Genomic DNA, 23,748 nt, shown 5'->3' with positions numbered 1-23,748 from the left:
GTTATATAGTTGGAAAATTTCATACCTATCGGAACAAACGCCAGTAACCATAATGATAAGGACAGGACTGGATATAAGCTTGCAGAATCCGCATTCGAATCTTCAACTGTTCGATTGTTTGATAAGCTGGAAGCTTTTTCTCGGTTTTCATCCAAAAGGAGCTTGGCCCGTTTTTTGTGCAAGTCTGAAATTTTCAAAAATATTTTGGATATTAACGGCTCTATCGTTGAGTGCGGGGTATTTAACGGTTCAGGTTTATTTACCTGGGCACAGCTTTCAAATATTTATGAGCCGACCAATTATACGAGAAAAATAATCGGCTTTGATACTTTTGAGGGATTTCCCAGCACTTCTTCTTTAGATAATAGTGCTGATAGTACTCCAAGTGTTGGGGATTTACATGGAGATACATTGGATAGCTTGAAGCAATCTATCGAGAAGTATAATAATGAGCGGCATCTATCTCATATTCCCAATATTGAGCTAGTACAAGGTGATTTTATGACCACGGCAGAGAAGTACGTAGAGGATAACAAACATCTACTAGTGTCCTTGCTTTATTTAGACTTTGATTTATACGAGCCTACGAAAAAGGCCTTGGAAGTTTTCCTGCCACGAATGGGCAAAGGTTCAATTGTTTGTTTCGATGAGGTGAACTGTCCAAGCTATCCAGGCGAAACATTGGCTTTGTTGGAAACCTTGGACCTACAACGTTATAAGATAAAAAGATTCCCGACAGACCCTTGGATCTCATATATCGAATTATGAAAAATTCATTTGCACTAATTCCAGAATATATTAAAAGTTTCTCTTGTATTGGACCCGATTGTGAGGATAGCTGCTGTAAAACGTGGAGTATTTATGTGGAAAAGGATATTTATCAGCTGTATAAATCACTCCCCGATAAATCATTCTCTGAAAAAATCATAAGCAGTATGGACATTATTGAATCTGGTGGTAATGAGAATATATATGCATCAATAAAGTTGTCGGATAGTGGAAGCTGCCCTATGTTAACAGAAACAGACCTTTGTAGTATTCACGCCAAGATAGGGGAAGATTATCTTCCAGCAGTTTGTAGTACATTTCCAAGGATATTTAATGAAGTTGATGGAGTGCAGGAGTTATCTACAGATCTCGCATGCCCCGAAGCTGTTCGGAAAGCTTTATTTAACGAGCAGGGCATACAGTTTTATGAGAAGGAAGCTGTAGAGAATCGCATGACATTCCAGTCTATAAAACCGTCAGCTGCCCATGAGAATCAATTCGAGGCATACTTTTGGCCCCTTAGATTTTTTATCATTCAAACGTTACAAAATAGAGCATTTTCATTTGAGAACCGATTAATCATGTTAGGGTTATTTTTTGAGAACTTAAACTTTATCGTTGAACAGAATGAGTTCCACAAAATCCCGATTCTTATTGAGTCGTGTAAGATTGAGTTTGGAAAACACGAGCAAATAGAGGATCAGCTAAAAGGAATTCAAGGAAACTGGATAGTTAAGCTAGATTTGTTTAACGAGTTTGTAAAAGAGAAATCTACTAGTGGTATTGCTCTTAAAGCTTATCTTGAATGTTTGAATCAGGTCATGGAGGGAGTAGGCTTCACTGCTAATGCAACACCTGATAAGGTTATGGAACGTTTGAAGACGGCTTCAGATGAGATTGTCGTACCCTTCATGTCAACCTATGATTACATTTTTGAGAACCTTGCTGTTCATAATGTTTATAGTAAGCTATTCCCCCTATCAGGAAAGCATAAGTTGATGGAAGAGTACTTCCTTCTTGTTTTTCAGTACAGCATAATTAATATCCAATTAGCTGGTCTAGGGGCCTATCATGGGAAGCTCACTGAAGAATTATGTGTGAAGCTAATCTATAGCTATATTAGAAATAACGATCGTAACAAAAATTTTATACAACAAATGCTAAAGCTATTGAAAGATAAGGGGCTTAATAATGTAAGTGCCCTTGCTCCGCTGATTAAAAGATGAGTCAGATAAACTTATGTGAACTCAGTGTATCCGCTTACAAAAAATCATTGACACCAATCTTTACCTGATGTTATATTCGAAATGTGGGCTGGGCATTATTTCCTAAGTCTAACGTCATTTGAATATGAAGGGAATGTTTAACACATGCAAGGTAAAGTTAAATGGTTCAACGCGGAAAAAGGTTATGGATTCATTGAAACAGAGCAAGGTGGCGACGTGTTCGTTCACTTCTCCGCAATTCAAATGGATGGCTACAAAGCTCTTGAAGAAGGCCAAACTGTTGAGTTTGACATCGTTCAAGGCGCAAGAGGACCTCAAGCATCTAACGTAACTAGAGTGTAATTATCCCGGCGCTATTGCGTCGAACAATCATACAAGATGTGGATTGCATGTATGGAGTATTTGCCACACTGCCTCGGAGAAATCCGAGGTTTTTTTATTGGAAATCTTCAAATTTGTACTATATTAGCCAAGTTATCTAAAAATTCAAATTTATTATCGGAATGTTTTGAAACGGCTGCCTAGGGTGTGGTATGATAGAGCCATGCAAAGGAGGAATGCCCATGAAATACAACATTCGTGGTCAGCGTATGGAAGTGACGGATGCTCTTCGGGAGTATGTGGAGAAGAAGCTGAGTCGTCTTGAGCGGTATTTTGAAGCCCCTCCCCAATCAGATGTAACAGTTACCTTGAGTGTTACTAAAGGCCAGCAGGCCATTGAGGTGACGATACCTCTCCCAGGAGCGCTATTGCGTGCAGAGGAGAAAAGAGAGGATATGTACGCATCGATTGACTTTGTAGTGGACAAACTGGAACGCCAGATCCGCAAACACAAAACTAAAATTAATCGCAATTTCCGTGAACCTGGTTCAGCTAGAGCATTGTTTAAGGAAGACGCTGGGAATGGGCAAGGTGTGACCACACTTGCTAGAGATGAAGAGGACGATTTGGAGCTTGTACGTACGAAACGGTTTAACTTAAAGCCTATGGACGTGGAGGAAGCTATTCTTCAAATGAACTTAGTAGGACACAGTTTCTATGTCTTCGCAGACGCGAGTTCAAAGGAAGTAAGTGTCGTCTATCGTCGGAATGATGGGAAATATGGTTTAATTGAATCTGCTGAATAAAATATAAGTAAGCCTCGGCCAAAAGCGCCGAGGCTTTTTTTGACGTTTTCGAAGGGAATACACAGTTAATCCCCATTATTAACCCAATTTCGTCTCTCAAAGGACTGTAAAAGCAAATTTATGCTTACGATTATTGCTTTTCCAGACATTTTCCAAGACTCGTTCCTTGCCCCATTTTCGCCAAACTGCTAAAATGAGAAGATGTTGTTAGACCCGTGAGAGAGAGGGGTACATCCTAATGCTGGGACTTGTCAAAAAAATATTCGGAGATGCCAATGAACGTGAGGTGAAACGACTCCTTAAGACTGTTGAACAAATTAATGGTCTCGAGTCTACTGTCGCCCATTTAAGCGATGAGCAGCTTCGCATCAAGACGGATGAATTCCGCGATCGCATCACCAAAGGCGAGTCCTTGGATGATATTCTTCCAGAGGCGTTCGCTGTTGTGAGGGAAGCGTCCAAGCGTGTGCTGGCCATGCGTCATTTCGACGTACAATTAATCGGTGGTATGGTTCTACACCATGGAAAGATCGCAGAGATGAGAACTGGCGAAGGGAAAACCTTAGTCGGTACCCTTGCTGTTTACTTGAACGCTTTGAAAGGCGAAGGTGTTCACGTTATTACCGTTAATGATTACTTAGCTCAACGGGATAGCGCACTTATGGGACAAATTTATTCCTTCCTTGGTATGACTGTAGGTTGTAATCTGCATGGTCTTACCCATGAGGAGAAGCAGGAAGCATATGCCTGTGATATTACTTATGGAACGAATAATGAGTTTGGTTTCGATTACCTGCGCGATAATATGGTCCTTTATAAGGAACAGATGGTTCAGCGCCCTTTGCACTATGCCATTATAGATGAAGTTGATTCCATTCTCGTTGATGAAGCGCGGACTCCTTTGATTATTTCCGGGCAAGCACAGAAATCGACAGAGCTTTATTATGCAGCTGATCGTATGATTGTTCGACTTACTGATGTTGAAGATTTTACAGTCGATATTAAATTGCGTAGCATCGCTTTAACAGAATCTGGGGTTACTAAGGTCGAGAAAGCCTTTAACATCGAGAACTTGTTCGCTCACGACAACGTGACGTTGAACCACCATATCAATCAAGCGCTTCGCGCACGATATATTATGAAACGGGATGTCGACTACGTCGTACAAGAAGACGAAGTCGTTATCGTTGATGAATTTACAGGTCGTCTGATGGCTGGTCGTCGCTATAGCGAGGGTCTCCACCAAGCGATTGAGGCGAAGGAACAGCTTACCGTTCAGAACGAAAGCATGACACTAGCTACAATTACGTTCCAGAACTATTTCCGGATGTATCGTAAGCTAGCTGGGATGACGGGTACAGCTAAGACGGAAGAAGAAGAGTTCAAACGGATTTATGGTCTTGATGTCATTCAAGTGCCGACGAACCGTCAGATGATTCGTGTAGATATTCCGGATGTCGTCTACAAGTCGGAAAATGGTAAGTACCGTGCCGTGGTCGAAGAAATCGTTTCACGTCATGCAACGGGACAACCTGTGCTTGTGGGTACGGTATCTATTGAGAACTCCGAGCGTATATCGGAAATGCTTAAGAAGAAGGGCATCAAGCACCAAGTGCTTAACGCCAAATACCATGCCGAGGAAGCTGAGATTATCTCGAGCGCTGGACAGCATGGTACCGTTACGATTGCGACTAACATGGCAGGCCGTGGGACGGACATTCTACTTGGTGCTGGTGTCATTGAGATCGGCGGGCTTCATATTATGGGTACCGAACGCCACGAATCGCGTCGGATTGATAACCAGCTAAGAGGTCGTGCAGGTCGCCAAGGGGATCCGGGATCTTCGCAATTCTATCTCTCTATGCAGGATGAGCTCATGCGCCGGTTCGGTGCGGATAACATCATGGGCATGATGGAGCGCCTTGGCTTTGACGAGGATTCTCCAATTGAGAGCAAACTGATCTCACGTGCTATTGAGTCAGCTCAAAAACGTGTTGAGGGAAGTAACTTTGACACTCGTCGTATCGTTCTTCAGTACGATGATGTTATTAATCTACAGCGGGAAAAAATTTACGGAGACCGCCGCGCGATTCTAAGCTCGGACAATATCCGTGAGATTATTACTGGAATGACTAAATCAGTAGTCACCCGTGCAGTCGAAAGCCATTGCTCAGACAATGACGTGCCGGAAGACTGGGATTTAGATAGCCTTATCACCTACGCTCACACTCAATTCCTGCCGGATGATAGCCTGAGCAAGGATGATTTGTGGGGCAAGGAAAAAGAGGAGATTATTGAATTCCTCATAGCGAAGGTTGAAAAATTGTACGATGAGCGTGAAGAATCCATTGGTGCCGAAACGATGCGCGAGTTCGAGAAGGTAGTTGTGCTCCGTGCAGTAGATAGCAAATGGATGGATCATATCGATTCCATGGATCATCTGCGTCAAGGGATTCACTTACGTGCCTACGGTGGTAATGATCCTCTTCGGGAATATCAATTTGAAGGACATAATATGTTCCTCTCCATGATTGAACGGATCGAAGAAGAAATCACGATGTATATTATGAGAGCACAAGTGCAGACTGCTCCGAAGCGCGAAGCGGTTGCTGAGGGCCAAGCGGTTGACTCGAAAGCGGAGGAAGGTCCGAAGAAGCCTAAAACCCGCAGTGGTAACGAGGTTGGCCGTAACGATCCTTGCCCTTGTGGTAGCGGAAAGAAATACAAATTGTGCCACGGGCGCATAGGATAGAGAAAAGTAAGGGAGCCGACGTTGTATCAGTCGAGCTCCCTACTTAAGACTTTACGAGGTGATTTCAACATGTTTGAGCTTGATGTGTCCATTAAGCAAGATCTTCGTGGAAATGCGAAGCGACTTCAGCAACTCAGGGGGTCTCTTTGACTTAGATCTGAAGAAGGAACAAATCGAGAACTATGAAGTAAAAATGAGCGATCCGAACTTCTGGGATGACAATGAGAAGGCCCAGGTTGTCATTTCTGAGATGAACTCGATCAAGACGGTAGTGGAGCAATTCGAAGGCTTGGAGACCGAGTGTCAGGATCTCGTAGATATGCTTGAGATTCTTGAAGAAGAATTAGATGAATCGATGGCGGTAGAGTGGACGGATAGTGTTAAAGTACTCACCGCCAAGGTCGATTCCTTCGAGCTCCAGCTGCTGCTGAATCAGCCGTATGACAAACTCGATGCGATTCTCGAGCTTCACCCTGGGGCTGGTGGTACCGAATCACAGGATTGGGCTCAAATGCTGTACCGGATGTATACGCGATGGGCAGAGAAGCGCGGTTTCAAAGTGGAATTGCTGGACTATCTTCCGGGAGAGGAAGCGGGAATCAAGAGTGTAACTATTCTCGTTAAGGGCCATAATGCTTATGGTTACCTGAAAGCAGAGAAAGGCGTTCATAGGCTCGTGCGTATTTCACCTTTCGATGCTTCTGGAAGACGTCATACGTCCTTCGTTTCCTGTGATGTAGTCCCCGAGATCGATGATACGATCCAGATTGAAATCCGTCCTGAGGATTTACGGGTTGATACCTATCGTGCCAGTGGGGCCGGAGGCCAGCACATCAACAAGACGGATTCTGCTATCCGACTCACTCATATTCCAACGGGCGTAGTTGTAGCCTGTCAGACTCAGCGCTCCCAGATTCAGAACCGAGAAAAGGCGATGAAGATGCTTATGTCCAAGCTCTATGAGCTGAAGATCCAAGAGCAGCAGAAGGAATTGGCCGAGGTTCGCGGTGAGCACATGGATATCGCATGGGGCAGCCAAATTCGCTCCTATGTTTTCCATCCGTATAGCATGATCAAGGATCACCGGACATCGGTGGAAACAGGGAACGTCGGCGCTGTTATGGACGGCGATCTTGATTCCTTTATCGATGGATACCTCCGTAACCAGATCAAGCAGCCTGAAGGGCAATAAAATGCATACAGTATAACCTTAAACTTCTTGCACTGATTTAGTGTGAGAAGTTTTTCTTGGCTATTCAGAATGTCTAAGTTGCACGCTTATCCACTTCTGAATAGCCTCCGACATAAACAATCATTCGCTAACTCTGAGACAGCGAAAATTGTTTATGCTTGCTATTCAGAATGAATAGGGAAGAGGAATGCTCATGACGGCCAGCGGCAAGAAACCACCGATGATGCCAACGACAACGATTAACAAACGTGTCATTCCCCAGTATGCGCCTTGGGTGAGGGCTTTGTTCAGCTACTCGGCAATGCTGGTCGGAGCATTTGTAATAGCAGCGAGCTTTAACCTGTTCTTACTGCCAAATCGTATAGCCTCGGGTGGTGTCTCAGGGATCTCCGTTATTCTGAACACTTTTACTCGAATTCCGCCTGCTTACACGCAGTGGGCACTTAACATCCCGCTATTTATTGCTGGTTTTCTGGTGCTCGGCAAACGGTTTGGGATCAAAACAGCTATAGGCTCTGTTGTTATGCCGCTGTTCGTTCTTCTAACTGCCCATTGGACACCTCCGACCCATGATCCTCTTCTAGCCTCTCTTTATGGGGGGCTTGGAGTTGGTCTGGGTCTTGGACTCGTGTTCCGAGGAAGGGGTTCAACGGGAGGCCTTGATTTAGCCGCACAAATTATGCATAGAGTCATGGGAATAAGATTAGGTCTTGCAATAGCGATGCTTGATGGACTCGTTATTTTTGCGGCAGGAATATTCATCTCGCTGGAAAATGCGCTGTATGCGCTAATCGGCTTATTCGCAACAAGCAAAACGATAGATATTATTCAGACAGGCTTTCAGACCTCTAAAGCGGCCTTTATTATATCCAAGCATCCGGATAAGGTGGCGAATGCGATTCTGCACGAGCTGGATAGGGGATTAACCAAGCTTCAGGGTGTTGGAGGCTACACTGGGGATGACCGTCCAGTGTTACTGGCCGTTGTGGGCCAGAATGAAGTTGTGCGGCTTAAACTGCTTGTCCGCGACGCTGATCCAGATGCTTTCGTCATTATTACTAATGCTGCTGAAGTATTAGGGGAAGGTTTTTACGATCATCGTCATGATGTCATGTAGGGATTGAATAATTAATACATACGATGTATAATAATACATATTCTTATTTCGGGTTAAGCTTATGACTTGCATAGAAGCAGTCATTCCTAGGCCAATTTATTGGCTTTCATTCGGACACGTTATTATGTACAATAAGGATGGTTTGACCAAAGAAGAATTGAAGCTTTCATTCATTTTTTGATTATTCATTATTGATTGTACTTCTTTTATAGGTCTGGGGGAGTTCTTATGAAATCAAATCAAATCCGCGCGGCTATCGTCGGTTCAACCGGTTATGGCGGCGTCGAACTCATTCGTTTATTGCAATCACATCCTAATGTGACCGTCACATCGGTAATTTCCTCCTCTAACGCAGGAACCCCGATTGCTGAAGGTTTTCCTCATTTAACAGAAATCCGTACCGACCTGCTGGACGGTATAGATGTTGATAACATTCGTTCTAAAGCAGATGTCGTTTTTCTTGCTACACCTCACGGCATTAGTATGAAGCTGGCTCCCGAATTCTTGGAAGCAGGGCTTAAAGTAATTGATTTATCCGGTGACTTCAGATTGAAGTCAGGTGACGTTTATCGGGAATGGTACAAACATGAGCCTGCCGATCAAGCTCTTGTGGAACGTGCAGTTTATGGCTTGGCTGAAGTGTATGGACGAGAAGTGGCGACAACTGATTTTATTTCGAATCCAGGCTGCTTTACGACTTCTGCATTACTGGGCTTATACCCTGCAGTGAAGGCGGGATGGATTAATGCTGACAGCATCATCATCGATGCGAAGTCTGGCGTATCCGGGGCGGGTAGAGGGTTAAACCTTACTGCGCACTATTCCGAAATCAATGAGAATTTCAAGGCTTACAAAATAAATAAGCATCAGCATACTCCCGAAATCGAGCAGGTTCTCTCTGAGGCGGCGGGGCGTCCGGTTATTACGACGTTCACGACACACCTGGTACCGATGACTCGAGGGATTATGACAACGATGTACGCTACCTTGACTGAAAAGCGTACCAGTGCTGAATTCGTGGAGCTGTATCGACAGTTTTACGAAGGCCGCAAATTCGTTCGTATTCGTCCTGAAGGGCGTTGGCCGGCGACGAAGGAAGTGTTCGGCACGAACTATTGCGACATTGGCTTCTCTGTCGATGAGAGAACCGGTCGTATTACATTCATTTCGGTTATCGATAATTTAGTTAAAGGCGCGGCTGGTCAAGCGATTCAGAATTTGAATCTGATGATGAATTGGGACGAATCTCTCGGACTCCAGTTCACGCCGGTGTACCCTTAATACACGGATGAGAGGAACGGACCGACTATCATGGGAAATAAGCGTTATGAGATCGTAGAAGGCGGAGGCATTACAACGCCTAAAGGCTTTAAGGCTGGAGGCCTGCATTGCGGCTTGAAAAAAACAGATCGTCATGATCTTGGAGTTATTGTGTGCGATGTTCCGGCTACTGCGGCTGCTGTATACACAACTAATTTGTTTCAGGCAGCGCCTCTTCAGGTGACACGAGAAGCATTGGGTGTAGATGGCATTCTTCGCGCTGTAATTGTTAATAGTGGCAATGCGAATGCATGTACGGGTGCTCAAGGTGATGCGGATGCGCAAGCCATGCAAGCGAATGCGGCTGAAGCACTGGGTGTAAGTAAAAATCAGGTGGCCGTTGCTTCTACGGGAGTCATAGGTGAATTACTTAAGATGGATCGCGTGAACTCGGGTATTGAGAAGCTTCCAGCTAAGCTGAGAGCTGACATTCAAGGATCTGACGATTTCTGTCAAGCGATTCTGACGACAGATCTAGTTAAGAAAGTAAGCTGCGTTTCGCTGACTGCGAATGGACGGCAGATTACGATCGCTGGGGCAGCTAAAGGCTCGGGAATGATCCATCCGAATATGGCAACAATGCTCGGCTTCGTTACAACGGATGCCCTCATTGGGGCACCTCTTCTGCAAGAGGTATTGCGTGAGGTGACGAATGTTAGCTTTAACATGATTACGGTAGACGGTGATACGAGTACGAACGATATGTTAGTGGCTATGGCAAGCGGATTAGCGGAAAATGATGAGCTTACTCGTAGCCATCCTGACTTCGAAGCGTTCGTAGACGGCTTGCGACATGTGTGCGAGGAGCTTGCTAAAGCAATAGCGCGCGATGGTGAAGGAGCAACTAAGCTGATCGAGACGACAGTAATCGGCGCAAATAGCGACGATGCGGCGCAAGCGATCGCGAAGACGATTATCGGCTCTAGCTTAGTTAAATCGGCTGTGTTCGGTGCTGATGCCAACTGGGGACGGATTATCGCAGCAATTGGCCGAGCAGGACAGCCGGTTAACGTAGGAACAGTAGACATTCGTCTCGGGGACATTGTGGTGCTGGAGCAATCGCGGCCAATTCCCTTCGATGAGGAGATAGCATTGGAATACTTAAAAGGCGATACCGTCGGTATTAACGTCAACCTGAACATGGGTAACGGGCAAGCGACGGCATGGGGCTGCGATCTAACGTACGATTACGTGCGCATCAACGCCGCCTATCGGACTTAAGGAGAGCGGATACTGATGAGCAAGCAACATTTTGTAATGAAATGCGGCGGAAGCACGTTAGCCGCTTTGCCCGATGCCTTTTTCGAGGAATTACGTGAGATGCAGGAGAACGGAATCCAGCCTGTAATTGTTCATGGCGGAGGACCTGCCATTAACGAAACACTCGGTAAGCTTGGAATCGAGAGCCGTTTCGTCGGTGGGCTCCGTGTCACGGACGAAGCGACGCTGGACGTCGTGGAGATGGTATTGGCAGGCCGTATCAACAAAGAGATCGTGCGGAAGCTACAAAAGAATGGGGCTAAGTCGATTGGACTTTCGGGTACTGACGGTAGTCTCATTATGGTGAAGCCAGTCGCTAATGCTCATGACGTGGGGCTCGTTGGTGAGGTTACTGGAGTGAACGCTTCATTGATTAAAGGCATTATTGAATTGGGGTATCTTCCCGTTATAGCGCCAATCGGTATCGATGAAGCAGGGCAGCGCTACAACATTAATGCGGATACAGCCGCGGGTGCAGTTGCCTCCCAGCTTGGTGTAGATACGATGATCGTCGTTACAGACGTTCCCGGCATTATGCGAACAGTGAACGGGGAGAAGGTCGTACTTAAGCAGGTTACTTTTGCAGATATAGAAGAAATGATTCAAAGTGAAGAAATATATGGCGGCATGATTCCTAAAGTGCGAGCGGCGATGAGCTGCCTGCATGGCAATGTTAAGGAAGTGCTCATTGTGGATGGTTCGATTCCCCGTGTGCTAAGCCGTGCTGTAACGGAAGGCAATATCGGTACCCGGATCGTAAGAGAATAGAATTTTTTTAACAAAGGAGAGATCGGGATGAGTGACAGCGCACTGTTTGCAACGTATGCCAGATTTCCAATCACATTAGTGAAGGGAAAAGGAAGCCGCCTCTGGGACGATCAAGGGAAGGAATATCTTGATTTCATGAGCGGCTTAGCTGTAACGAATCTAGGGCATGCTCCGGATGCGGTCAAGGATGCTCTTGTTCAGCAGCTAGATCAGCTGTGGCACGTATCCAACCTGTTCAGCAACCCGAATCAGGAAAAAGCGGCTCGTTTGCTGGTTGACAATAGCTGCGCTGACGCTGTGTTTTTCTGTAACAGTGGTGCGGAAGCGAATGAAGCGGCGATTAAGATCGCACGCCGGTATTTCCAGAAGGTAAAGGGCGAGAATCGTTACGAAATCATTACCTTTAATCAGTCCTTCCATGGTCGTACGCTAGCGACGCTAACTGCGACTGGTCAAGATAAAGTAAAAGAGGGCTTTCTTCCGTTGCCTGAGGGCTTCCGCCACGTACCTCTTCACGACATTGCGGCTCTTGAAGCAGCAGTGAACGACAAGACAGCAGCTGTCATGCTAGAGCTTGTGCAAGCTGAAGGCGGCGTTATTCCCGTCGATCCAGACTTCCTAAGGGAAGTACGCGCGTTGTGTGATCGTCATGGCATCCTTCTTATTTTGGATGAAATCCAGACAGGTATGGGACGTACGGGTAAGCTTTTCGCATACGAGCATTACGATGTTGAACCGGATGTATTTACACTGGCCAAAGGAATTGCAAGTGGGTTCCCAGTCGGTGCTATGCTAGCTAAAGAACATCTTAAGCCAGCTTTTGTTCCTGGAGCGCATGCGACTACTTTTGGAGGCACGCCGATCGCAATGGCTACTGTGGTCGCAACGATCGAAACAATGCTGAAGGAAAAAGCGGTAGAGCGGGCAGCAGAAGCTTCAACTTACCTTATCGCGCAGCTTGAAGAGAAGCTAAGCGCTTTGCCAAATGTAGATCAAATTCGCGGCAAAGGGTTATTAATTGGTATATTGTGCAATGGACCTGTTGCCGAGCTAATAGCAGAACTGCATAATCGTGGATTGCTTGTTGTACCCGCTGGTCCGAACGTAATCCGTTTGCTCCCGAATTTACTTGTCACTCATGAGGAAATCGATACTGCGGTCAGCTTGATTGCAGCCGTGTTAACGGAACAGGCGGCGGTTAAGTCCGTTAGCCCTTAAGGAAAAGGAGGAGTTGCTATGACAACAACAGCAGCTAACCTGGAAGAAATGGCTTTGCAATTGAAGGGGCGGGATTTTCTTGGCCTTATCGATTATTCACCGGAAGAAATTCGTTATCTATTGGATTTAGCCGTTGAGATTAAACGTAAACACAAATCCGGAGAAGTTTACCAGCCGCTCAAAGGTAAATCACTGGGTATGATTTTTGAGAAATCGTCGACACGTACTCGGGTTTCCTTCGAGGTTGGAATGTATCAATTAGGCGGTCAGGCACTATTTCTTAGCAAAAATGATATTCAGATGGGCCGCGGAGAAACCATTCGCGATACAGCTCAAACGATGTCTCGCTACTTAGATGGTATTATTATCCGTACTTTCGGTCACCGTAACGTGGTTGAGTTAGCGCGGGGTGCAACGATCCCTGTTATTAACGCCTTGTCCGACCAGTCACACCCTTGCCAAGCATTGGCTGACTATCAGACAGTGCTCGAGATGAAGGGGAAGCTGGAAGGCCTTAAGATCGCCTACATTGGTGATGGCAATAATATGACTCATTCCTTGATGATGGGCGCGGCTAAGCTCGGAATGCACTTCACTAGCGCATCTCCAGCTGGATATGAGCCTGCAACAGACATCATTCAGTTGGCTAAAGAAGCTGCTGATCAAACGGGCGGTCGTGTAGATATTTTACGAGACCCTCGTGAAGCTGTTGAAGGCGCCGATATCATCTATACAGATGTATGGGCGAGCATGGGCTTTGAGGAAGAGCAGCAGGAACGCGAGAAGGCGTTTAAGGACTATCAAGTTAATGAGAAACTAGCTGAATATGCCAAGTCTGATTACCTGTTCATGCACTGCTTGCCTGCTCATCGCGGGGAAGAAGTATCCGAAGGCGTAATTGACGGTAAGCATTCTGTTATTTTCGATGAGGCCGAGAACCGCCTACATGCGCAGAAAGCCGTCATGGCAGCGATAATGTAGGAGCAACATCTAATGCAGCTACTATGGAATAGGGAAGTAATCTCGCAGCGGATCGACAGCTGTAATATAGACGTGACATAACTAGCTGCACAATTTATTCTAAAGGAGCTTTCACCCCATCATGGCAAAAAATAAAATCGTTCTAGCCTACTCTGGCGGACTAGATACCTCGGTCATTCTGACGTGGCTCAAAGAAACATACGATGCGGAAATTATTACCTTCACTGCTGACATCGGACAGAAGGATGAATTAGATGGCTTGGAGGAAAAAGCGCTTAAGACAGGCGCCTCTAAAGTGTACATCGATGATCTTCGTGCTGAGTTTGCTAAAGACTTCATCTACCCGATGTTTCAATCGGGCGCGCTGTATGAAGGTCAGTATCTGCTAGGAACCAGTATTGCTCGTCCTCTAATTGCGAAGCGCATGGTGGAAATTGCTCTTGCAGAAGGTGCAACAGCTATCGCTCATGGTGCTACGGGCAAAGGAAACGATCAGGTTCGCTTCGAACTAACGGCTGCTGCTTTGACTCCGAACATTGAGGTTATTGCGCCATGGCGTGATGAAGCATTCCGCGAAGCTTTCCCAGGCCGTGCAGAGATGATTGCTTATGCAGAGAAGCATGGCATTCCAGTTCAAGCTTCTGCTTCCAAGCCGTATTCCACGGATCGTAATTTGTTGCACATTAGCTTCGAGAGCGGCATGCTAGAGGACCCTTGGTTCGATTCCAGCGCTGCTGATGTTGAAGACATGTACGTGCTTAGCGTCTCTCCTGAGAAGGCTCCAGATGAAGCTGAATATATCGAGCTGGAATTTGAGGGTGGAAACTGCGTAGCAATTAACGGAGAAAGCTTGAGCCCACTAGAAGTAATGGAAAAGCTGAATGAAATCGGCGGCAAACATGGTGTCGGACGCGTTGATATGGTGGAGAACCGTTTCGTCGGTATGAAGAGCCGTGGCGTGTACGAGACTCCGGGCGGCAGCCTTCTTTTCACCGCTCATCGCAAAATGGAATCACTGACAATGGATCGCGATGTCATGCATTTGCGCGACTCCTTGATCTCTAAATATAGTACATTGGTTTACAACGGCTTCTGGTTTGCTCCTGAGCGTATTGCTATTCAAGCTCTCGTTAATGAGAGCCAGAAGAATGTTACAGGGACCGTTCGTCTGAAGCTGTACAAGGGTAACATTATGGCCGCTGGACTGAAAAGCCCAGTTAGTCTTTACAACCCGCACATCGCAACGATGGAAGCGGACCCTACGCAAGCTTACGATCAAGGCGATGCTACTGGCTTTATCCGCCTGAACGCGCTGCGCCTGAAGGTTTCTTCTGGTGTCACTGGCGCCTCCGGCATTAACTGATACAGACAAAAGGGAGAACCGGGCGCGAAGCCTGCCAAACCATCCCCCGCTTAGCGGGGCAATGCGGGAGGCACCTTCGCTAACCGGCGCTCCCCTTTTGCCGTTATAAGCACGAACAGAGAGGGGTATTCCAAACATGAGTAAGCTATGGGGCGGACGGTTCACGAAGAAGACCGACCAGCTAGTGGAAGAATATACAGCTTCAATAACGTTCGATAAGGAGCTGGCTGAGGAAGATATCCAAGGCAGCTTAGCGCACGTAACAATGCTAGGACAATGTGGCATTATTCCTTCCGAGGATGTTGAGAAGATCAAGGAAGGATTGTTAAAGGTTCGCCTGCGTATCGTTAACGGAGAACAGGAATTCCTCATCGCTGATGAAGATATTCATATGAATATCGAGAAAGCATTGATCGATGAGATTGGACCAGTAGGCGGCAAGCTTCACACAGGCCGTAGCCGTAACGACCAAGTGGCGACGGACATGCATTTGTATCTGCGCAAGCGGGTAGTCGAGTTTGTGGATCAGCTACATAAGCTGCAAGCCGCACTTATTGGACAAGCTAAGCAGAACCTGGATACTATCGTTCCGGGTTATACGCATCTCCAACGTGCGCAGCCGATTCTGTTCGCGCATCATTTAATGGCTTACGTGTCCATGTTTGGCCGTGACATTGAACGTCTGCAAGACAGCTACAAGCGTATCGACATGCTGCCTTTAGGTGCAGGGGCGCTTGCGGGTACAACCTTCGCAATCGACCGTCAGTTTACGGCTCAGCAGCTTAATTTCGGCCGTGTTTATGAAAACAGTCTAGATGCTGTTAGTGACCGCGATTTTATCGTGGAATTCCTAAGCGGCGCTTCCTTGATCATGATGCACTTATCGCGTCTAAGCGAGGAGTTAATTCTATGGTCAAGCACTGAATTTCAATTCGTTGAACTAGATGATGCATTCTGCACAGGCTCCAGTATTATGCCTCAGAAGAAAAACCCAGACGTACCGGAGCTCGTTCGCGGGAAAACGGGACGTGTCTATGGCAATCTAGTAGGTCTTCTGACCGTGCTTAAGTCGCTGCCACTGGCTTACAACAAGGATATGCAGGAAGACAAGGAAGGCATGTTCGACACCGTTAAAACGTTGCAGGGAGCGCTTCAGCTGTTTGCTTCAATGATAGAGACGATGAAGGTGCGCAAAGACAAAATGCGTCGCGCTGTCGACCAAGACTTCTCGAACGCTACCGATATTGCAGATTTCCTCGTTAACAAAGGCTTACCGTTCCGCCAAGCTCATGAGGTTATCGGCAAGACTGTTCTGTATTGCATTCAGCAGAACAAGTTCCTGCTTGATCTGACATTGGAAGAATTCAAGCAGTTCTCTCAGTTGTTCGATGATCGTATCTATGATGTTCTGCAGCCAGAAGCGGTCGTTAATGCCCGTAATGTTTACGGTGGCACGGCAACGCCGCAAGTAACGGCAGCTATCGCTCGCGCTGAAGCCGAGCTAGTGCACACCGCACAATGGATAGCCGAGTACGAGGCGAAATCAGGATTGGAGCGGGGCTAGACTAAGCCTCCTCCCTAAATAGTAGTGACGAATAACGCCCCGATACATCCTTCAAGGATGTCGGGGCGTTATTTGTGCTAACCATAGCTTGCTGCGTTCAGTGCTGGTAGGGTAAGACCTAAGCGCTTCATGCTTAATGTTCGTTTTTCTCCCTAAGCACTCGATCTAGTAAGATATTGTTGGATGGTGGAACCCAAGCCTCTTTGTTCCTCGGCGCGGTACATTCTCACGGATCCTACAAACTTAAGCGCTCTCGATTACTATAGTCCCCCCAGTGGCACGCATGATGGTTCCCTATAGCTTTACCCAGTAACATACTCTTAGCTCTTACAAAAAAACTCCAGCTTAAAGTCGCTGTAGCTCCCTAGGTGGCACGTCTGGTGCAGAATAGAGCTGCCAAACCGATAATAAGCCCACGTTGGTGTCAAACCGACTAACTCCTCTTCATTAGTATGTGCAAGTGTGCAATAGAGCGGTGAGTCCGACTAACTCTCCGACATTAGTGTGTTTGGTGCAGAATAGAGCGGTGAGCCCGACTAAATCCCCGTCATTGGTGTGTTTGGTGCAGAATAGAGCGGTGAGCCCGACTAAATCCCCGTCATGGGTGTGTTATGGTGCAGAGTAGAGCGGTGAGTCCGACTAACTCTCCGACATTAGTGTGTTTTGGTGCAGAATAGAGCGGTGAGCCCGACTAAATCCCCGTCATTGGTGTGGTTTGTAGCGGAGTTGAGCTGTCATCTCGACTAATTCCATATCATTGGTGTGTTTAAGTACCGAGTAGAGAGTTCCGCCAGATTAATTTCCACCACTTGTGTAGTTTTGAGACAGAGTTACTTGGTTTTGCGGCTAGCAATGGATTACTTCGACCATCTCCAACAACCTTTCATGGCGCGTAAACGGAAGTACGATGTATTTCATCTCTATTGGACTAAATGCGTTGTTAGTTTGTGGAGTTAACGATGTTTATGACCGTACTTAATGCACTTTTGGCGTCTACAGCTTCATTCAACCGCCAAGTAGAATGTTTTTCATTGTTATCAGCACATTGTAATTGTCCTAAGCGCACATTAGCGATGTTTCGTATCGTATTGAGAATCACGCAGACCCTCCCCATTCCCCGTGGGGAAAAAAAGGGGGGGAGGGAATTGGAACCTGGTAACCGGATGCTCGCGCCCCAGCCCCGATCGGAAGTCCGCCCCCTTCAGCCTCAAACCGGCTCTACTGGACCTTCGGTCGAGCCAGGCGAAGGGGTAGCACCGGGAGAGGGTGTACTTCCCTCAGGGTTGAGCCTTGGATCGTTCGGATTAACAGCGATTAGAGAGTCCTGTGTCCTGTAAGTGTCCTTGGATAGCTTCTTGCGTTCCTTAACCTCGCCGTTAACTAGCTTGATCCGGTAAGATTCGATGACGTAGCCAGGCTCGCCCTTCTGTAGCACTTCTTGCTTGCCTATAGTCAGCTTATCGTTGGCCACATAAACAATTTTCGGCTGATTAACCTTTACTTCCTCCGTTTCCGTCCGATAGGAGACGTTGTCCGGCATTGTTCCGAAAAGCTTAACTGTAACGGTTTTGTCCTTAACGACAGTACGTATCAATAATTGCTTACCCGTTGAATTACGGAACTTAAAATTAACAAAGCCATCAGCAAAGGTCGCATCGAGTCCTTTAGGCAAATAGTGTACGACAAGAGAATGATTGCGGCGTTCAACAATATCCAATCCGGTGAGCAAAGCCGCATTATACAATGTGCTCGATACTTGGCAAATCCCTCCACCGATGCCAGGAGTCAGCTTGCCTTTAAGAATAACAGGAGCTTCTTTGTAGCCGAATTCCTTATCTGCCTTATCAACAATTTTGCCATATTCGAAAATCTCGCCCGGCATGAGCAGTGTCTCATTCAAGGCTTTTGCGGCTACCGTCACGTTGTGAGAGCGACCTTCACCGCTTGTCGTAAAGGCCGTAGTGAACTCGATCAGCTTACGGCTGATGCCTTCTTCCTTCAAGGAGGCTACAGTAACCTCAGGAATAGATTCCAGAATGGGCAGTGTCACAGTGTGATTCCGCACGTTCCCAACATCGGATTGAATAGACAAGCTCTTAGGCTTGAAAGTTTTTATCGTAGCTAGCAGTGAAGGGATATCCAGCTTTGTTCCAATGACTTCGGGAGTATAGACGACCTCGTCTTGGTCATTAATTATTCGAGTTGCCTCCTTAGAAGGAGTTCCAGCTACATTGCCCCATGAGGAAGCTACTTTTTTACGCAATATCTCATCATCCCATGAGACATTAATTTCGAAATCCGTTTTTGTGTTTTTACGATAGCGCATGACTGCACGATCCCACAAAGACGCGTCTCGATATTCTTGCACTGCCTTTACAGCATCTGTAGCTTCTATTGTCATCCCAAGCTGCTTAAGAGTCCAGGTTGTTTCCGGAATAGAGGTGCTCGAGAACGAGCCTTCCTTATCAGGTGGGATAAAAGTAATCGTGGTATTTTCCGCTTCCGTTAACTCAGTCTGAATTGCTCTCAACGCCGCATCCGGTGACTGACCTCCTAGCTCAAGGTCGGAAACAATAAAGCGGTCAGGAAGCGTCGTGTCACTCCCATAGTAGATTGTTCCTCCAACCCCTGCCCCAGCAACAACAAGTACGAGAAAGAATGTAAGTAATAATCCCTTTTTCATATCGAATCCCCTTTCTGGCTTGCACAAATCCTTTTACAAATGTTTCTAACTATATATACAACATTTCTCTCAGTTCGTTTTGCTCGAAGATTAAAAAATTCTTAAAATTTACCTGCAGCCCAAGCCCATTATAGGCTCGCAGTTTATAAGCCGACATATTTCCTCGGAAAAAGATCGACAAAGAGAGGAATATCAGGCATGATGTCGAAGTAACTAAAGTCTGAATCTTAACAGGAAGTGATACCGTGATCGAATTACAGGATATCTGGAAGACCTATGCCGATGGAACAACGGCGCTTCAGGGCGTAAACGTTCTCATTGATCGCAACGAATTCGTGTACATAGTTGGACCTTCTGGTGCAGGGAAGTCAACCTTCATGAAGTTGATCTACCGGGAAGAAGTGCCGACCAAAGGACAAATTTCCGTAAATGGTTTTAATATAGGTAAGCTTAAGCATCGTAAAATTCCGTACGTCCGTCGTAACATTGGGGTTATTTTTCAAGATTATAAGCTGCTACCTAAATTGACGGCGTTTGATAATGTGGCCTTTGCAATGGAAGTTATTGAAGCGCCGCGGAAGCAAATCCGTCGTCGTACATTGGAAGTTTTGGAGCTTGTAGGCCTTAAACATAAAATAAACAGCCTGCCTGCCCAGCTCTCAGGGGGAGAACAGCAGCGTGTAGCGATTGCCCGGGCTATCGTCAACAGTCCTGCTGTAATTGTAGCGGATGAGCCAACAGGGAACCTGGATCCCGAGACATCATGGGGCATTATGAATTTACTCGAAGAAATCAATTTCCGCGGTACGACAATTGTTATGGCCACTCACAACAAAGAGATTGTAAATACACTTCGTAAACGTGTCATAGCGATAGAACAGGGAAGCATCGTTCGTGATCAGCAGAGAGGGGAATACGGCTATGAAATTTAGCACCCTTTCCCGGCATATTCGCGAAGGCTTCAAAAACGTGGGCCGCAATGGCTGGATGACATTTGCCTCTGTGAGTTCAATTGCCGTTTCCTTGTTTATCCTCGGAATCTTTATGTTATTAGTTATGAATGTGAATAAGCTTGCTGACCAATTGGACAACCAAGTTCAAATCAATGTCTACCTTCAGTTAGAAACTACCCAACAAAAGGCAGAAGAAATTGAGCGAACAATTAAGCGAATACCAGAAGTTAAGGCAGTCACCTTCGTACCTAAAGCGGAAGGCTTGAAGCGGTTTCGTGAAAGTATGGGAGAAGACGGCAAGGCAGCGTTAGAAGGCTATGAGAATGAGAACAATCCGTTGCCAGATAGCTTCGAGATTGAAGCTTTCGATCCACAAAAAATCGCCTTTATTGCTAAACAGGTTGAGGCCATTAATTTAACAGATCCCGATAAATCGATTACTAAGGTTAAATACGGTAAAGACACGATCCAGAAGCTGTTTAGTATTACAAACGCAGTCCGTAATATCGGATTTTTGATCGTACTAGGATTAGCAATCATGGCCATGTTCCTCATATCAACTACGATTAAAATGACCATCATAGCCCGTCGCCGTGAGATTTCCATCATGAAGCTTGTCGGAGCTACAAACAACTTCATACGTTGGCCATTTTTTATCGAAGGTGCGATCATCGGCTTTAGCGGGTCTTTTATAAGCGCTGCAATTTTGTTATATGGATACTCACAGCTAGTAAATACAGCAAGTGCCACCATTGGCTTGTATATGATTGAATTCTCAACGTTATCTGAGGTTCGACTGCTGGTAGGTGGAACGATTATCATACTAGGCACGCTCCTCGGAGTCTGGGGCAGTACAATCTCTGTTCGGAGATACTTAAAGGTATAACCTATTAATTCCATTAACCTATATTTGGATAAGTTAAACGCTTTTCCGAAGGAGGATATTTGTGAGAAACAAACTATTACTGCTCATAGCGATGTTATTGGCAGTCGGTCTAATTACACAGCCTTATAACGGACAAGCTTTATCCGAAGTTGAGAAAATTGATAAAGATCTTAAAAAGCTCAAGGATGATATGGATCGGGCGCAAAAGAACCAGAAGTATGCAGAGAAGAGCGTTATAGAGCTGACTGGGAAAAAGGAAGCGACGAAGGAAGATATTGAAAAGTTGCTTGGCAGAATTGATGGGGTTCAGAAAAAACTCGAATCAACACAAGGGAAAATTGAAACTGCTGAAAAGAAGCTATATAAGACTGGCAAAGTTCTTGAGGATTCCATTAAGCAACGGGACAATCGAAAAGAGCTGATGGATTCACGGGTTCGTATGGCTTATGTAGAAGGACCTGTCTCCTATTTGGACGTTTTGCTTAGCTCAGCAAGCTTTTCTGATTTCTTGAATCGCTTCGACGCAGTGGAGTCTATTGCATCACAGGACCGCAACATTGCAGATGCGAAGAAGAGATATTCTGAGGAAGTCGCCGAGAAGAAAATCCAGCGGGAGAAGGACTTGGAAGAAGTTAAGGCGCTTTATGCCGAGATGGAAACCCAGAAGGCGCAGCTGGAGCAGGATGAGAAGGATAAAGAAGTGATGATCTCCAAGCTTTCCAAGGAAATTGAGGAGAAGGAAGAAATCAGTGAGGAATCAGCGAGGCAGCTTACAGAGCTCGCGAAGCAAGCTTCAGCTTTAGAAGCGAAGAAAAACAGGATTAAGAACTATTACAAGGGCGGTAAGCTAGGAATGCCTTTGAAATCAGAATATCGACTCTCGTCAGAATTCGGTTACCGCATTCATCCAATTACACACACGAAGAAGCTTCACACGGGTATGGATATGGCTGCGCCGAAAGGAACGCCAGTGTACGCGGCTGAGACAGGGGTTGTAACTATCGCTCAATCTTGGAGTGGGTATGGCAACTGCATCATTATTGATCATGGCGGTGGCTTATGGACACTTTACGGGCATCTGAGCAGTATACTTGTAAAGAAGGGCGAGACAGTCAAAAGAGGCGAGAAGATCGGCTTAGTAGGCTCAACAGGCCAATCTACCGGTAATCATCTGCATTTTGAAGTCCGTAAAAATTCCGAACCGGTTAATCCCGCGCCCTATTTGAAATAACATCAAGAGGGACAGCTGCTCCCCCGACACATTGTCGGGAGACGGCTGTTTTTACATGAAGTGGTTAGTCATTTTGTATTTCCATTAACCTATATTTGGATAAGTTGAACACTTTTCCGAAGGAGGATATTTGTGAGAAACAAATTATTACTGCTCATAGCGATGTTATTGGCAGTCGGTCTAATTACACAGCCCTATAACGGACAAGCTTTATCCGAAATCGAGAAAATTGATAAAGATCTTAAGAAGCTCAAGGATGATATGGATCGGGCGCAAAAGAACCAGAAATATGCAGAGAAGAACGTCAAAGAGCTGGCTGGGAAAAAGGAAGCGACGAAGGAAGATATTGAAGCTTTGCTCGGCAGAATTGATGGGGTTCATAAAAAACTAGAATCAACACAAGGAAAAATTGAAACTGCTGAGAAGAAGCTATATGAGACTGGTAAAGTGCTTGAGGATTCCATTAAGCAACGGGATAATCGAAAAGAGCTGATGGATTCACGGGTTCGTATGGCTTATGTAGAAGGCCCTGTCTCCTATTTGGACGTTTTGCTTAGCTCGGCCAGCTTTTCTGATTTCTTGAACCGTTTCGACGCTGTGGAGTCTATTGCATCGCAGGACCGCACCATTGCAGATGCGAAGAAGAGATATTCAGAGGAAGTCGCCGAGAAGAAAGTCCAGCTAGAGAAAGATCTGGAGGAAGTTAAGGCGCTTTATGCTGAGATGGAAGTCCAGAAGGCACAGCTGGAGCAGGATGAGCGGGATAAAGAAGTGATGATCTCCAAGCTTTCCAAGGAAATTGAGAGTTTGGAAGAAATCAGTGAAGAATCAGAGAAGCAGCTTACAGAGCTTGCGAAGCAAGCTTCTGCTCTAGAAGCGAAGAAAAACCGGATTAAGAACTACTATAAGGGCGGCAAGCTAGGTGTGCCTTTGAAATCAGAATATCAGCTTTCGTCAGAATTTGGTTACCGCAATCATCCAATTACGCACAAGAAGGCGTTTCACGCTGGTTTGGATATGGCTGCACCGAAAGGAACGCCAGTGTATGCTGCTGAGACAGGGGTTGTAACTATCGCTCGAACTTACAGCGGGTACGGCAACTGCATCGTAATTGATCATGGCGGCGACTTATTGACACTTTACGGACATCTGAGCAGTATACTTGTAAAAGAGGGCGAGACGGTCAAAAGAGGTGAGAAGATCGGCTTAGTAGGCTCAACAGGCCAATCTACCGGTAATCATCTGCATTTCGAAGTTCGCAAAAATTTCGAACAGGTTAATCCTGCGCCCTATTTGAAATAACATCAAGAGGGACAGCTGCTCCCCCCGATGCATTGTC

General features: G+C 46.0%; 19 protein-coding genes. 18 read left to right on the top strand and 1 reads right to left on the bottom strand.

Annotated elements, in window-relative coordinates:
• Positions 1 to 9 precede the first annotated feature (9 nt).
• From KCTCHS21_RS27405 to argH, 14 genes are all read left to right on the top strand, one after another.
• A complete protein-coding gene (locus KCTCHS21_RS27405) occupies positions 10 to 768 on the top strand; it encodes a TylF/MycF/NovP-related O-methyltransferase (RefSeq protein WP_130615362.1) in 759 nt (252 codons plus the stop codon).
• Positions 765 to 1,994, top strand: coding sequence for a flagellin lysine-N-methylase (gene fliB / locus KCTCHS21_RS27400; RefSeq protein ID WP_179952646.1), 1,230 nt, complete (start codon positions 765 to 767; stop codon positions 1,992 to 1,994). Before KCTCHS21_RS27405 ends, fliB begins: the two co-directional genes overlap by 4 nt.
• Positions 1,995 to 2,138: 144 nt before the next feature.
• On the top strand, positions 2,139 to 2,336 hold the full coding sequence (locus KCTCHS21_RS27395; RefSeq protein ID WP_130615358.1) for a cold-shock protein: 198 nt from the start codon (positions 2,139 to 2,141) through the stop codon (positions 2,334 to 2,336).
• Between the two features lie 221 nt (positions 2,337 to 2,557).
• Positions 2,558 to 3,121 carry a ribosome hibernation-promoting factor, HPF/YfiA family gene (gene hpf, locus KCTCHS21_RS27390; protein ID WP_130615356.1) on the top strand — a complete coding sequence of 188 codons (564 nt, stop codon included), beginning with the start codon at positions 2,558 to 2,560 and terminating at the stop codon, positions 3,119 to 3,121.
• 238 nt (positions 3,122 to 3,359) lie between these two features.
• Positions 3,360 to 5,873 carry a preprotein translocase subunit SecA gene (gene secA / locus KCTCHS21_RS27385; RefSeq protein ID WP_130615354.1) on the top strand — a complete coding sequence of 838 codons (2,514 nt, stop codon included), beginning with the start codon at positions 3,360 to 3,362 and terminating at the stop codon, positions 5,871 to 5,873.
• 69 nt (positions 5,874 to 5,942) lie between these two features.
• A protein-coding gene (prfB, locus tag KCTCHS21_RS27380; RefSeq protein WP_232057980.1) for a peptide chain release factor 2 occupies positions 5,943 to 7,065 on the top strand; the annotation gives its coding sequence in 2 pieces (ribosomal slippage) (positions 5,943 to 6,020 and positions 6,022 to 7,065; 1,122 coding nt in all).
• A gap of 193 nt (positions 7,066 to 7,258) precedes the next feature.
• On the top strand, positions 7,259 to 8,182 hold the full coding sequence (locus tag KCTCHS21_RS27375; RefSeq protein ID WP_232057979.1) for a YitT family protein: 924 nt from the start codon (positions 7,259 to 7,261) through the stop codon (positions 8,180 to 8,182).
• Positions 8,183 to 8,410: 228 nt separating this feature from the next.
• Positions 8,411 to 9,463, top strand: coding sequence for an N-acetyl-gamma-glutamyl-phosphate reductase (argC, locus tag KCTCHS21_RS27370; RefSeq protein ID WP_130615352.1), 1,053 nt, complete (start codon positions 8,411 to 8,413; stop codon positions 9,461 to 9,463).
• Positions 9,464 to 9,493: 30 nt separating this feature from the next.
• The gene (argJ, locus tag KCTCHS21_RS27365; protein ID WP_130615350.1) at positions 9,494 to 10,723 is read left to right on the top strand and encodes a bifunctional glutamate N-acetyltransferase/amino-acid acetyltransferase ArgJ; all 1,230 of its coding nucleotides are present in this window, start codon (positions 9,494 to 9,496) and stop codon (positions 10,721 to 10,723) included.
• 15 nt (positions 10,724 to 10,738) lie between these two features.
• Complete coding sequence (argB, locus tag KCTCHS21_RS27360) at positions 10,739 to 11,530, top strand: acetylglutamate kinase (protein WP_130615348.1); 792 nt, start codon at positions 10,739 to 10,741, stop codon at positions 11,528 to 11,530.
• Between the two features lie 27 nt (positions 11,531 to 11,557).
• Positions 11,558 to 12,748 (top strand): acetylornithine transaminase, encoded by a 1,191-nt coding sequence (locus KCTCHS21_RS27355; protein ID WP_130615346.1) that lies wholly within the window; start codon positions 11,558 to 11,560, stop codon positions 12,746 to 12,748.
• An 18-nt stretch (positions 12,749 to 12,766) separates the two neighbouring features.
• Positions 12,767 to 13,729, top strand: coding sequence for an ornithine carbamoyltransferase (argF, locus tag KCTCHS21_RS27350; RefSeq protein WP_130615344.1), 963 nt, complete (start codon positions 12,767 to 12,769; stop codon positions 13,727 to 13,729).
• A 121-nt stretch (positions 13,730 to 13,850) separates the two neighbouring features.
• The gene (locus tag KCTCHS21_RS27345) at positions 13,851 to 15,092 is read left to right on the top strand and encodes an argininosuccinate synthase (RefSeq protein ID WP_130615342.1); all 1,242 of its coding nucleotides are present in this window, start codon (positions 13,851 to 13,853) and stop codon (positions 15,090 to 15,092) included.
• 136 nt (positions 15,093 to 15,228) lie between these two features.
• Entirely contained in the window at positions 15,229 to 16,656 is a 1,428-nt protein-coding gene (gene argH / locus KCTCHS21_RS27340; RefSeq protein ID WP_130615340.1) for an argininosuccinate lyase, read from the top strand.
• Between the two features lie 1,207 nt (positions 16,657 to 17,863).
• Here argH and KCTCHS21_RS27335 read toward each other — a convergent pair.
• Positions 17,864 to 19,339 (bottom strand): VanW family protein, encoded by a 1,476-nt coding sequence (locus KCTCHS21_RS27335; RefSeq protein WP_130615338.1) that lies wholly within the window; start codon positions 19,337 to 19,339, stop codon positions 17,864 to 17,866.
• 245 nt (positions 19,340 to 19,584) lie between these two features.
• On the opposite strand from KCTCHS21_RS27335, the gene ftsE reads away from it, so the two are divergent.
• From ftsE to KCTCHS21_RS27315, 4 genes are all read left to right on the top strand, one after another.
• Positions 19,585 to 20,271, top strand: a complete 687-nt coding sequence (gene ftsE, locus KCTCHS21_RS27330) for a cell division ATP-binding protein FtsE (protein ID WP_130615336.1) — start codon at positions 19,585 to 19,587, stop codon at positions 20,269 to 20,271.
• Complete coding sequence (gene ftsX / locus KCTCHS21_RS27325) at positions 20,261 to 21,178, top strand: permease-like cell division protein FtsX (RefSeq protein WP_130615334.1); 918 nt, start codon at positions 20,261 to 20,263, stop codon at positions 21,176 to 21,178. The genes ftsE and ftsX overlap by 11 nt, the downstream gene beginning before the upstream one ends.
• A 61-nt stretch (positions 21,179 to 21,239) precedes the next feature.
• Positions 21,240 to 22,409: a murein hydrolase activator EnvC family protein gene (locus KCTCHS21_RS27320; RefSeq protein WP_130615332.1), complete on the top strand. Its 1,170-nt coding sequence runs from the start codon at positions 21,240 to 21,242 to the stop codon at positions 22,407 to 22,409.
• A 132-nt stretch (positions 22,410 to 22,541) separates the two neighbouring features.
• Positions 22,542 to 23,711 (top strand): murein hydrolase activator EnvC family protein, encoded by a 1,170-nt coding sequence (locus KCTCHS21_RS27315; RefSeq protein WP_130615330.1) that lies wholly within the window; start codon positions 22,542 to 22,544, stop codon positions 23,709 to 23,711.
• The last annotated feature ends 37 nt before the right edge of the window (positions 23,712 to 23,748 follow it).

It is taken from the genome of Cohnella abietis (assembly GCF_004295585.1).
Taxonomy (GTDB): Bacteria; Bacillota; Bacilli; order Paenibacillales; family Paenibacillaceae; genus Cohnella; species Cohnella abietis.
The sequence above is the reverse complement of the archived record's forward strand: the minus strand, read 5'-3'. Positions and strand labels throughout refer to the sequence as shown.

Bases quoted from the DNA above. Each gene is read 5' to 3' on its own strand.
- KCTCHS21_RS27375 (WP_232057979.1), top strand. From the start codon at position 7,259: ATGACGGCCAGCGGCAAGAAACCACCGATGATGCCAACGACAACGATT.
- argC (WP_130615352.1), top strand. From the start codon at position 8,411: ATGAAATCAAATCAAATCCGCGCGGCTATCGTCGGTTCAACCGGTTAT.
- argH (WP_130615340.1), top strand. From the start codon at position 15,229: ATGAGTAAGCTATGGGGCGGACGGTTCACGAAGAAGACCGACCAGCTA.
- secA (WP_130615354.1), top strand. From the start codon at position 3,360: ATGCTGGGACTTGTCAAAAAAATATTCGGAGATGCCAATGAACGTGAG.
- KCTCHS21_RS27395 (WP_130615358.1), top strand. From the start codon at position 2,139: ATGCAAGGTAAAGTTAAATGGTTCAACGCGGAAAAAGGTTATGGATTC.
- argJ (WP_130615350.1), top strand. From the start codon at position 9,494: ATGGGAAATAAGCGTTATGAGATCGTAGAAGGCGGAGGCATTACAACG.
- KCTCHS21_RS27335 (WP_130615338.1), bottom strand. From the start codon at position 19,339: ATGAAAAAGGGATTATTACTTACATTCTTTCTCGTACTTGTTGTTGCT.
- KCTCHS21_RS27355 (WP_130615346.1), top strand. From the start codon at position 11,558: ATGAGTGACAGCGCACTGTTTGCAACGTATGCCAGATTTCCAATCACA.
- argF (WP_130615344.1), top strand. From the start codon at position 12,767: ATGACAACAACAGCAGCTAACCTGGAAGAAATGGCTTTGCAATTGAAG.
- hpf (WP_130615356.1), top strand. From the start codon at position 2,558: ATGAAATACAACATTCGTGGTCAGCGTATGGAAGTGACGGATGCTCTT.
- fliB (WP_179952646.1), top strand. From the start codon at position 765: ATGAAAAATTCATTTGCACTAATTCCAGAATATATTAAAAGTTTCTCT.
- argB (WP_130615348.1), top strand. From the start codon at position 10,739: ATGAGCAAGCAACATTTTGTAATGAAATGCGGCGGAAGCACGTTAGCC.
- ftsX (WP_130615334.1), top strand. From the start codon at position 20,261: ATGAAATTTAGCACCCTTTCCCGGCATATTCGCGAAGGCTTCAAAAAC.
- KCTCHS21_RS27345 (WP_130615342.1), top strand. From the start codon at position 13,851: ATGGCAAAAAATAAAATCGTTCTAGCCTACTCTGGCGGACTAGATACC.